General features: G+C 62.6%; 9 protein-coding genes. 2 read left to right on the top strand and 7 right to left on the bottom strand.

The window, feature by feature from the left end:
* Positions 1-45 precede the first annotated feature (45 nt).
* The 6 genes from ACFVSI_RS17450 to ACFVSI_RS17425 all read right to left on the bottom strand — a co-directional run bounded on the left by ACFVSI_RS17450 (position 46) and on the right by ACFVSI_RS17425 (position 6,495).
* A complete protein-coding gene (locus ACFVSI_RS17450; RefSeq protein ID WP_387826336.1) occupies positions 46-1,449 on the bottom strand; it encodes a gluconate:H+ symporter in 1,404 nt (467 codons plus the stop codon).
* Positions 1,446-1,991, bottom strand: a complete 546-nt coding sequence (locus tag ACFVSI_RS17445; RefSeq protein WP_144659760.1) for a gluconokinase — start codon at positions 1,989-1,991, stop codon at positions 1,446-1,448. Before ACFVSI_RS17445 ends, ACFVSI_RS17450 begins: the two co-directional genes overlap by 4 nt.
* A gap of 74 nt (positions 1,992-2,065) precedes the next feature.
* Complete coding sequence (locus tag ACFVSI_RS17440) at positions 2,066-2,845, bottom strand: PIG-L deacetylase family protein (RefSeq protein ID WP_387826333.1); 780 nt, start codon at positions 2,843-2,845, stop codon at positions 2,066-2,068.
* Positions 2,846-2,847: 2 nt separating this feature from the next.
* Positions 2,848-3,801 (bottom strand): electron transfer flavoprotein subunit alpha/FixB family protein, encoded by a 954-nt coding sequence (locus ACFVSI_RS17435; protein WP_387826330.1) that lies wholly within the window; start codon positions 3,799-3,801, stop codon positions 2,848-2,850.
* Between the two features lie 14 nt (positions 3,802-3,815).
* Complete coding sequence (locus ACFVSI_RS17430) at positions 3,816-4,619, bottom strand: electron transfer flavoprotein subunit beta/FixA family protein (RefSeq protein ID WP_387826327.1); 804 nt, start codon at positions 4,617-4,619, stop codon at positions 3,816-3,818.
* Positions 4,620-4,860: 241 nt separating this feature from the next.
* Positions 4,861-6,495 carry a trypsin-like peptidase domain-containing protein gene (locus ACFVSI_RS17425; protein ID WP_387826325.1) on the bottom strand — a complete coding sequence of 545 codons (1,635 nt, stop codon included), beginning with the start codon at positions 6,493-6,495 and terminating at the stop codon, positions 4,861-4,863.
* Positions 6,496-6,815: 320 nt separating this feature from the next.
* On the opposite strand from ACFVSI_RS17425, the gene ACFVSI_RS17420 reads away from it, so the two are divergent.
* Together ACFVSI_RS17420 and ACFVSI_RS17415 are read left to right on the top strand one after the other, a co-directional pair.
* Complete coding sequence (locus tag ACFVSI_RS17420) at positions 6,816-8,873, top strand: TPM domain-containing protein (protein ID WP_387826323.1); 2,058 nt, start codon at positions 6,816-6,818, stop codon at positions 8,871-8,873.
* A 100-nt stretch (positions 8,874-8,973) separates the two neighbouring features.
* On the top strand, positions 8,974-9,762 hold the full coding sequence (locus ACFVSI_RS17415; RefSeq protein WP_144659754.1) for a PspA/IM30 family protein: 789 nt from the start codon (positions 8,974-8,976) through the stop codon (positions 9,760-9,762).
* 78 nt (positions 9,763-9,840) lie between these two features.
* Here the strand turns inward: ACFVSI_RS17415 and ACFVSI_RS17410 are convergent, their stop codons facing one another.
* Positions 9,841-10,653: a GntR family transcriptional regulator gene (locus ACFVSI_RS17410; protein ID WP_387826320.1), complete on the bottom strand. Its 813-nt coding sequence runs from the start codon at positions 10,651-10,653 to the stop codon at positions 9,841-9,843.
* Positions 10,654-10,782 lie beyond the last annotated feature (129 nt).

Genomic DNA, 10,782 nt, shown 5'->3' with positions numbered 1-10,782 from the left:
CTTTTCGGGACGGCCGCCGTCGTTGTGTGTTGAGCGCTTCCTTAGCTACAACACGAGCGACAGGAGCATGACGAAGCCGAAGCCGACCACGGAAATCAGCGTCTCCATTACGGACCACGTCTTGAACGTCTGACCAACCGTGAGTCCAAACAACTCCTTGACCAGCCAGAAGCCGGCATCGTTGACGTGCGAGAGGAACAACGACCCCGCACCGATGGCCAGCGCCAGCAAAGCGGCGTGCGTCGGGCTCAGGCTGCTGGCAAGGGGTGCCACGATGCCCGCGGCCGTCACGGTTGCCACCGTGGCCGAGCCAGTGGCCAGTCGAAGCGCAACGGCCACGATGAAGCCCAGCACCAGGACGGACATGTTGGCACCTTCAGCCCACTTCTTCACGGCGTCACCTACGCCGGCGCCGATCAGCGTCTGCTTGAAGCCGCCGCCGGCCCCCACGATCAGCAGGATCGCCGCGATCGGGCCGAGGCTTTCACCCAGCTTGGCCGTGATCTTGCTGCCCGTGAAGCCCACCGCATACCCGAAGGTCACGATGGCCACCAGCACGGCGAGCGTCATGGCCACCAACGGCTGGCCGACGAAATCGAAGAAGATCCGGATTCCGGGCGCACTTTCGGCGTTTGGCCAGATAATGCCGCCCAAGGCCTTCAGGAGCATCAGGACGACGGGGAAAATAATGGTCAGCAGCGTGACCACGAAAGACGGTTGACGCTTGACCTCACTGAGATCCGCCGAATGGCGGGTGTCGATGCCACCGGCTACGGCCGGGGCGTCAACGGGAACCCATCGGGCTGCCAGCCTCGAAAACAGCGGGCCACAAATGATGACCGTCGGGATTGCCACCAGGATGCCCAAACCGAGCGTTGTTCCCAGTTCAGCTTTGACCGCGCTGATGGCGATCAACGGTCCCGGGTGCGGGGGCACCAGCCCGTGGAGCACGGACAAGCCGGCCAGCGCCGGGATCGCGATCCGCATGAGCTTCATCTTGGATCTCTGCGTTACCAACACAATGACCGGGAGCAGCAGCACGAGTCCGATTTCGAAGAACATCGGCAAGCCGATGATGACGGCCACCAAGGTGATCATCCAGACCAGCTTGTTGCCGCTCGCCTTGGCCAACAGGGTGTCCACCACGCGGTTGGCCCCACCGGAGTCCGCAAGCAGCTTTCCCAGCATGGCACCGAGAGCGATCAGGAGACCAACCTCTTTGAGGACGCCTCCCACACCGTCCTCGAAGTTGGTGATGACTTTGCCCAGTTCAACGCCGGAAGCCAATCCGACGAAGGCGGAGCCGAGGACCAGCGCCAGGAACGGGTGGAGCTTCAGCTTGGCGATGAGGACAACGATCAGGGCAATGCCCAACGCGGCCACCACCAGGAGCTGGGTATCGTGTCCCGACCATTCCTGAACTTCCGCAGCCGCCTGCAGGGCGATCACAGAGTGCCTGCTTCTGCGTCCCCAGCCACCGGGCGGAGTCCGAGGCGTTCAATGACCTCGTCTGCTTCTTCCGCCGGCGATGCGGAAACGCAAAGGGAGATGTAGTTCTCGTCTTCGGTGGGTTCTTCCAGCGCTTCGAATTGCGATTCGAGCAGAGACGGTGGCATGAAGTGGCCGTGCCTGGAGGCAAGACGGTCGGAGATTTTGTCCTTGCTGCCTTGCAGGAACACAAAGACGACGCCTTCGGCACGGAGCACGTCACGGTATTTTTTCTTCAGGGCCGAGCACGTGATGATCGCGGGCACGCCGGCGTCGACGTGTTCCCGGATCCAGCCGGAGATGATCTCAAGCCAGGGCCAGCGGTCCTCATCGGTCAGCGCCTGCCCGGAGTGCATCTTGGCCACATTCGCTTCAGGGTGCAGATCGTCGCCTTCGGCCAGATCCCATCCCAATTTGCCGGCCAGCACGCCTGCCACGGTGGACTTCCCTGAGCCGGAGACTCCCATAATCACCAGCACGGGTTGTTGCGCAGTCTTCGCCATCAAAGTCTGCCTTCCTCAAATAAATATGATTTAACCGAGGTCAAGCATATGACACGCGTTACATGAGGGCAACGTCAGAAGCCGGCGATGGTGCTGGACCCATTCACGGAGACCACGTGGAAAGCCTCCGCGCTGGCTCCTTCCGGGAGGCCACCCCGCTCTCCATTGGCCAACATCAGGCCCCGGACCACCCGCTCCATGCCGGCGACGTCGGGGTGCTGGCTGGCATGGACCCGGATGGCCTCGAGCTTGGCTTCGACGTGCCGTGACACGTCCACGAAATGGTTTTCCCTGGCCTCCGGGCTGGAGATGAACCACAGCCACGGCAGCTTGTAGGCTTCAAGGCCCGCCTCGGCCAGCTCAGGGTAGGCGAACGGGTTTTCCACGGCAGGATAAACAGCCCGGGTCACGGCCTCCCCCGCAGCGAGGTGGTCCGGGTGGCTTTTCTGGAGCCGGTCCCAATTGCGCTCCGGATGCATGGTCAGCACAATGTCCGGGCGGATTTCACGGATGAGTTTGACCACCTGCCGGATGACGCCGTGTGACGGTTCCAGGTACCCATCGCGCTCGTGGAGGTAATGGATATCTGTGACACCAACAAGCGCGGCCGCCCGTTGCTGCTCTTCGGCGCGGAGCTCAATGATTCCGGCCCGGTCCGCGGGGTCAAAGCCGCCTGCATCGCCGTCGGTCATGATGCAGTAGCTGACCTGGACGCCGGCCGCGGTCCACGCCGCGATGGTCCCGGCGGCACCGAAGTCGATGTCGTCCGGGTGGGCGGTAAAACAAAGCACCCGCTCGACGCGCTCCGTGGAGGCGTCGAACGGGCTCTTTGCTGACTCAATGTCAGTAGGCAAGATCAGCCTTTCCGCTTCTTGATTTCGGCCGTGGCCTGCGGAATGACCTTGAAAAGGTCACCGATGATGCCATAGTCGGCGATTTCGAACACCGGCGACTCAGCGTCCTTGTTGACAGCGACGATAACCTTGGACGTCTGCATGCCGGCCTTCTGCTGGATGGCACCGGAGATACCAGCGGAGATGTACAACTGCGGCGATACGGTGACACCGGTCTGGCCGACCTGGGCGTCGTGGCCGATCCAGCCGGCGTCGGTAGCAGCGCGGGATGCGCCCACTGCGGCACCGAGGGCATCGGCAAGCTCTTCCAAAGGACCAAAGTCGCCATCGACGCCACGGCCGCCGGCCACGACAATCCGGGCTTCGCTGAGGTCTGGGCGGCCACTCACCGGTTTCTCGGCCCGCGCGGTGATACGGGCGGAACCAGCAACAGCATCAGCCGGAACATCGACAGTGGTGGTTGCCGGAACACCCGCATCGCCGGAAGGCGCAGGTTCGACATTGTTGGCCTTGACCGAAATGACGGTTATAGCGGTGGTCGCCTTCGCCGAGGTGTTGTAGGAGCCGGCAAGAACCGATTTGTGGGCAGTGCCGTCCGGCTCCACTCCTACGACATCGGTGATGACGCCGGCGTTCAGCTTGATCCCGAGCCTGCCCGCGATTTCCTTGCCCTCAGGCGAGTTATCGAGCAGAACCGTCGTGGCGCCGGACTCTGCGGCAGCGGCGGCAAGGTAGGCAGCCTTCGGACCCACCAGGTAGTTGTCGAGGTCGTCCGTCGACGGGCGGTAGACGGTCGTGGCGCCGTAGGCACCCAGGGTGGCGGCGACGTCGTCGTTCAACTCGCCGGTGAAAGCGACGGCGGTCTCCCCCAGCGAGCGGGCGATGGTGAGAAGCTCCAGGCTGCTCTTCTTCAGAGCGGCGCCCGGGTTATCAATGAAAACAAGTGCATTTGCCATGGTTGGAGTCCCCTTTAGAGCAGCTTCTGGGCGGCGAGGAAATCGACCAGCTTGATGCCGGCGTCGCCTTCGTCGGTAATGATGGTGCCGGCCGTGCGCGGCGGCCGCGCTTCGGCGGACTCCACCACGGTCCATGATCCGGCCAAGCCCACCTGCGAGGCATCCACCCCGATGTCGGAGAGGGTAAGGGACGTGATCTTCTTCTTCTTGGCTGCCAGGATTCCCTTGAAGTTGGGATAGCGCGGCTCGTTGATCTGGTCGGTCACCGAAACAACGGCAGGAAGCGGCGCCTCCACCGTCTCCGAGTACGGGCCTGCGTCGCGTCGTGCCGTCACCCGGCCACCGGCCACCTCAAGGCTGGAAGCAAAGGTCACCTGCGGGAGGGACAAGCGCTCGGCCAGCTGGGCCGGAATCAGAGACGTCTCGCCATCGGTGGACGCCATGCCCGTCAGTACCAGGTCCACGGGGCCGCCGTCGGCAGAAAGGTGGCGGATCGCAGCGGCCAGCGCCAGCGAAGTAGCAGCCGCATCGGAGCCAGCCAGAGCGTCATCGCTGAGGTGGACTCCCGAGTATGCGCCGATCTGCAGCGACTTCTTGACCGCGTTGACGGCCCCGGACGGTCCCATACTCAGGGCAATAACCTCGTTGCCCGCCTTCGCACCTCCGCGTTCCTCCGCCAGCTGCAGCGCAGCCTCGAGGGCATACTCGTCCAGTTCGGACAAGATGCTTTCTTCACGATCGGTTGTGTTGGCAGGGCCCGTGATGTGCCGGTCGAACTGCGCGTCCGGGACGTGCTTGACCAGAACGACAATCTTCAATGTCTCTTCCACTGTCTTCGAAGCAGCCTTCCATGCTTGTGGACGGCCAACCGCAACAGCGTGGCCGTGAATTGCCCAGCGCGTGGGCTCGTCCTAGCTAAGCATATTGCCCGCAGAAAACCACTCCCAGCGTTAACGCCTGTTGCGCTTTGCCGGACTTGCCCGGCACCGTGCCGGGCACGGCACGACGGCGGCCATCACCTTTGGGGTGACGGCCGCCGTCGTGGTTTAGTCCGTGGCGCTACTGCTGGGCGGCGTCGAGGGTTACCTCGATTTCCTGGCTCTGGCCGCCACGTTGAATGGTCACCTTCACCTTGGCACCTGCAGGCTGCTCCCGGACCGCTGCGGTCAACTGGTTGGGATCGCTGACAGCGTAGTCGCCGAACTTGGTGACGACGTCGCCCACCTTGATGCCGGCTTTGGCTGCGGCTGAACCGGAGGTCACCGAGGCGACCTCGGCTCCTACGGAGAATCCGGAGTCACTGTTGGTGCCGGACTTGGCCCGCACCGAGACACCGAACTGCCCGTGGCTGGCCTTGCCGGAGTCGATAATCTCCTGTGCCACCCGCTTGGCGTGGTTGATCGGGATGCTGAAGCCAACACCGATATTGCCGCTTGACGAGTCGGAGGTGCCACTTCCGGCGGAGGCGATGGCGACGTTGACGCCTATGATCTCGCCCTTGCTGTTGACCAAGGCACCGCCGGAGTTACCGGGGTTGATGGCCGCGTCAGTCTGGATGACGTTGATGGCTATGGAGCCTTCATTGGCAGAACGCTGGTTCTGGCCGCCGTTCGGGGGCGCGAACTCAAAGCCTTGGTCACCGCCCTGGGAATTATCGGTGCCCTCCTTCGGCGCTGCCGACGACGCGACGCTGATGGTCCGGTTCAGCGTGGAGACGATGCCGTCCGTCACCGTTCCGGTCAGGCCCAGCGGCGAACCGATGGCGACGGCGGTGTCCCCCACGTTGATCTTGGAGGAGTCACCCAAAGTGGCTGGCACCAGGCCCGAAGCATCGCTGACCTTGATAACAGCGAGGTCGGACAGCGGATCTGTTCCGACAACCGTTGCCTTCAGGACCTTGCCGTCATTCGTACGGACTTCAATGGCGGCATTGGACGTGGCGCCATCCAAGGTCACCACGTGGGTGTTGGTCAGGATATGGCCCTGATCATCCAGGATGATGCCCGAACCCGTTCCGCCTTCGTTTCCACTGGTTGCCTTGATGGTCACCACGCTCGGCGACGCTTTGGCCGCTGCTGCCGTGATGACGTTGACGTCGTCCTTGTTGTTCACAATGACGGTGCTGGACTGTCCGCCGGTGGATGCGGCCGGCGCCGGGTTGTCCCACAATGCGTTGCTGCCGGCCACGACTCCGCCGCCAATCAGGCCCGCTGCGAGCATGCTGGCCACGAGCGTGCCCACGCCGAAGGCAGGCTTGCGCTTGGTGGCTACCGTCGAATGGCTTGCCGCCTGTGCTCCAGGGGCGTGCTGGCTCTGCGTCGAGTGGAACTGGGTGCCGGGGTTGTTGCCCTGCGGGTTCGCGGCGCCGCCGTAGAAAGGCTGGTGCTGTGGGTACCCGGGACGCTGGGCCGGATCGTGCTGCTGATTGCCGTAGTAGGACGGCTGGGGCTGTGCTTGCGGCTGAGTGTGCGCCTGCGGCTGGGTCTGTTCTGCCGGCTGGTAAGCCGGCAAGGGGGTGGTGGGCTGAGCCGCGGTTTCGTCGCCCTGCTTCTGACCTGAGTTCCAGGCGGGCTGCTGCGGCTGCTGTGAGTCATCGCTGTGCCGGGAGGCATCATTGTGCTGGCCGGATGTCGCATGGGGCTGGGATGGCTCCCGGTTTTCCGGTGCACTGCCCTGCGCTGGGTTCTCCGTCATGGGTCTTCCTTTCGTCCTCGTCCTTACTAACTATGTACCCAGTAACTGGAACAAAAGGGGACGTTCGCTGGGAGCTTCCTGAAAGGGATAAAGGGCGTGCATTCCATCTGGCTGAAACCCCTCAACGACACAACAAACCATGTGTCTCCTATATTTCGCTGGTGGCATATTCACCCCTGTGGACGGGTCATGGGGTGCACCATAGAATCAAGAGGAATTGCCACAGCGACCTGCGGCTTTACACCATGCGTGGGGGCGCTGAGCATTCTGTGACGATTGGTACGCCTTGTTCCAGTCGCAGACGTGCTGAAGGGTTGCACATGCGGTCAATAGTTAAACGCGTACTCGCTGTCATTGGCGTGGCTGGAATGTTGGCCCTCCCGGCCAGCGCGGCTTGGGCCGAGAGCCCCGTGACACTCGACCCCACCACAAAAATCGTGGACTCCGCGGGCGTTCTTGGCGGCGACAAGGCCAAAGTCGAAGAAGCCATCCAGAAGCTCGGCAAGGAACATGCGATGACCTTGCACGCTGTCTTCGTCAAGCGGTTCGAGAACCCGGCCGATCGCGTTCAATGGACCCAGGACGTAGCCGAGAAGGCGCAACTGGGTTCAAACGCACTCGTCCTGGCCGTTGCGACGGAAACGCGGCAGTACCAGCTGAGCAAGCCCACCAACAGCAAGATCACCAACGCCCAACGGGACAACATCACCAGCAAGGCCATCGATCCCCAACTCCGGGCAGGCAACTACGCCCAAGCTGCCATTGACGCAGCTGCAGCCATTGGCGATGCCGCTGGCGGCGGCAGCGGAACTGTTCCCAACGGCAGTGCCGGGGTCGGCGTCCTGGTCGGTGTCGGCGTCGTAGCGGCTGGTGGTGCGGGCACCTACCTCTACCTCCGGAACCGACGCAAAAAGGCCGGTACCAAGGCAGTCAGTGCCGGCTACGGGCCGCAGGGCGAACAACTTGACCCCCTCGCGGGAATGAGCATTCCCGAACTGCGCCAGAAGAGCGGCTCCCTGCTGATCGAAGCCGATGACGCCATCAGGTCCAGCGAACAGGAACTGGGTTTTGCGCAGGCGCAATACGGCGATGCGGCGGTCGGTAACTTCACGAAGGCCTTGGAAGAGGCCAAGGGCCACATGACCGAGTCCTTCAAGCTGCAGCAACAGCTCGATGACCATATTCCGGATACGGAAGAACAGCAGCGCAGCTGGCTCGGCGAGATCATCCGCCGCTCCGAAGCCGCACTATCTTCACTGCGCGATCAGAAGGCCGATTTCGACTCCCTGCGCGAGTTGGAGAAGAACGCCCCGCAGGCTCTCTCGGCAGTGGCCTCTGGAGCCCAGGAAGCTGACGCCAAAATTGCCAGCGCGGAGCAATCGCTTGAAGGCCTTCGCGCCAAATACGCAGAGTCGGCACTGACCCAGGTCTCCGACAACATTCTGCAGGCCAAGGAACGCCTTGCGTTTGTCCGGAACGCAGCTGCCACTGCACAGGAAAAGCTGAGCTCCGGCGAGAACAGCATGGCCGCGGTGGCCGTTCGCGCGGCAGAGGAAAGCCTGCACCAAACCAACATCCTGATTGAGGCGATCTCCAAGACGGCCGGCAGCCTGGATGAAGCACGCACCGCTCTCGACGGCGCTGTCGCCGAAACCAGCCAGGATCTCGCCCAAGCCCGGGCGATGATCCAATCCGGGCAGCACCCCGAACTTGCCGGCCCGGTGGCCGGAGTGGAAGCCGCGTTGGGGCAGGTGAAGAGCGAAATCCAGAGCGGAAAGATCGATCCCATCGCCACCCTGAGCCGCGTTGAGTCGGCCCACCAGGCGCTCGATCAGTCCCTGTCGGGCATCCGCGATCAGCAAGAGCAAGCCCGGCGCGCACAGGCTTCCCTGCAGCAGACCATCATGGCTGCACAGGCCCAGATCAGCGCCACGTCGGACTACATCACCGCACGCCGCGGCGGTGTGGGCACCGACGCCCGGACCAGGCTGGCCGAAGCCCAGCGCAATCTTGACTATGCCCTGTCGATCTCCCGGAATGATCCCGTGACTGCGCTGACCTACGCCCAGCAGGCACACTCACTCGCCGCGCAGGCGGCCCAGCTTGCGCAGTCCGACGTTGACCAGTTCGGCTATGCCAACCAAGGCTACGGCCGCGGCGGCATGTTTGGCGGCGGAGGTGGTGGCGGCGGACTCGGCGGCGCCATCCTCGGCGGAATCCTCATCAACTCCATCCTCAACGGTGGCGGAGGTGGCTGGGGCGGTGGCCACAACGACGGCGGTGGTGACGGCGGCTTCTTTGGCGGCGGAGGCGACTCCGGCGGCGGATTCGACGGCGGCGGCTGGGGTGGCGACGGCGGTGGGGGCGGCGACTTCTAGACCCTAGATACTAGGCGGGGTCCGCACCCCGCATAGGAGCGGTACAACAACTGATCACTGATTTCAGTGGGCATCACTGAGCAGGACGAAAGGCAACACCATGGTTAAGCAGTCCATTTTCGGTCGGATCTCGCAGCTGGCTAAGGCTAATATCAACGCCTTGCTCGACCAAGCAGAGGACCCGCAGAAAATGCTGGACCAGATGGTCCGCGACTACACGAACAACATTGCCGAGGCCGAGTCCGCCGTTGCACAGACCATTGGCAACCTGCGCATGCTGCAGGCTGATTACAACGAGGACATCAAGAACGCCCAGGACTGGGGCAACAAGGCTCTCGCGGCCTCCAGGAAGGCCGATGAATACCGCGCCGCGGGCGATGCCGCAGATGCACAGAAGTTCGACAACCTGGCCAAGGTTGCCATTCAGCGCCAGATGACCGCCGAGTCCGAAGCCCGCACGGCGGAGCCGAGCATCGCGTCCCAGACAGAGGTCGTGGAAAAGCTCAAGGCCGGACTCGACCAGATGAAGAACAAGCTCAACCAACTGACGGCCAAGCGCAACGAACTGGTGGCCCGTTCCAAGACGGCTGCTGCACAGTCCCAGGTTCACGACGCCCTCAAGAGCATCGACATCATGGATCCCACCAGCGAAGTGGGCCGTTTCGAAGAGAAGATCCGTCGCGAAGAGGCCAAGGTACTTGGACAGCAGGAATTGGCCGCTTCGAGCCTCGATGCCCAGTTCAACCAATTGGAAGACCTCGGTGAGCAGACGGAGATTGAGGCCCGCCTTGCAGCCCTGAAGTCCGGCGGATCCAAGCCCGCCATCGGCGCAGGCGCCCCTGCTTCCTCCGAAGCGACCGTTGACGAAGCTGACTTCGACAAGCTCTGACATCGGCCTCCGGGTCTAGACCCTGTACGTTGCCAACGGAAGTGGGCAGGATCCATTCGGATCCTGCCCACTTCTGCCTTAAGTTCTGACCATCTGGCCAGCGGCGTCGGAATGGGTTTCCTGGCTTGGGCTGGCGTCCGTTGCCACTTCAGCGCGGATCTCAAATCCCTTCGGGTGGAAGTAGGTCACAGTGCACTCAAGGACCTCCCCATGGGGTCCCAATGTGGTTCGTTCCAGTCGTGGCACCATAGGGAATCCCCGGACATTCAGGGCATCAGCCAAGTGCTCGGGAGGTGCGTGCATGGTGACAGTGATTTCGGCGCGGTGCAGGGGCTTCAAGGTCCGGTCCTGGATGACCTGGTAGATCGAGTTCCGTTCGGCGTCAGCCAAGCTGATGTGGCGTCCAATGTGCGAGGGAATGAAGATCTCCGCGATGGCGTAAGGCCAGCCGGCGCTGGAGTAAGAACGCCGAATCACCAGGACAAGGTTGTCATCCGAAACCAGCTTGGCCGGAACCGTTTTGTCCTTTTCCATCCATTTGTATTCAATAAGGCCCTTGACGGTCTTCATCCCGGCCGCGGTAAAAGTCTCCATGAACGGAGCCAGACGGTTCAGCATCTTCACCGGACGCTGCGCCATCACAAATGTGCCCTTTCCTTGCCTTCGCACCAGGAGGCCCTTGACCACGAGAGTCTCGATAGCCTTCCTCACCGTCGTTCGGCTGATGCCGTACTCGTCCATGAGGGATTCCTCGGTAGGAATGCGGGAACCCGGTTCCAGGCGGCTCACCAAGTCCGTCAGCACATCGGCCACTTGCTGATAGACCGCGACAGGACTGTCCCGCTGAAGTATCTGGCGGTCCAGGCTTGGATTGGTGTCGTCATTGACCATTGGGCCGTCCCATCGAAATCTTCCTGCTTCAGCGAATCCGGAATCGATGCTAGCACCGCGTCTCCAGCGAGATTTTGCGTTACAGGTAAAGCAAAAGATCCGGACCAGTTGTACTGATCCGGATCTTTT

Source organism: Paenarthrobacter sp. NPDC057981, from assembly GCF_042886835.1.
In the GTDB taxonomy this organism is placed as follows: domain Bacteria; phylum Actinomycetota; class Actinomycetes; order Actinomycetales; family Micrococcaceae; genus Arthrobacter.
This window is presented reverse-complemented; position numbering and strand designations above follow the sequence as displayed.

Coding starts and splice junctions, on each gene's coding strand:
- ACFVSI_RS17445 (WP_144659760.1), bottom strand. CDS start 1,991: ATGGCGAAGACTGCGCAACAACCCGTGCTGGTGATTATGGGAGTCTCC.
- ACFVSI_RS17435 (WP_387826330.1), bottom strand. CDS start 3,801: ATGGCAAATGCACTTGTTTTCATTGATAACCCGGGCGCCGCTCTGAAG.
- ACFVSI_RS17425 (WP_387826325.1), bottom strand. CDS start 6,495: ATGACGGAGAACCCAGCGCAGGGCAGTGCACCGGAAAACCGGGAGCCA.
- ACFVSI_RS17420 (WP_387826323.1), top strand. CDS start 6,816: ATGCGGTCAATAGTTAAACGCGTACTCGCTGTCATTGGCGTGGCTGGA.
- ACFVSI_RS17415 (WP_144659754.1), top strand. CDS start 8,974: ATGGTTAAGCAGTCCATTTTCGGTCGGATCTCGCAGCTGGCTAAGGCT.
- ACFVSI_RS17410 (WP_387826320.1), bottom strand. CDS start 10,653: ATGGTCAATGACGACACCAATCCAAGCCTGGACCGCCAGATACTTCAG.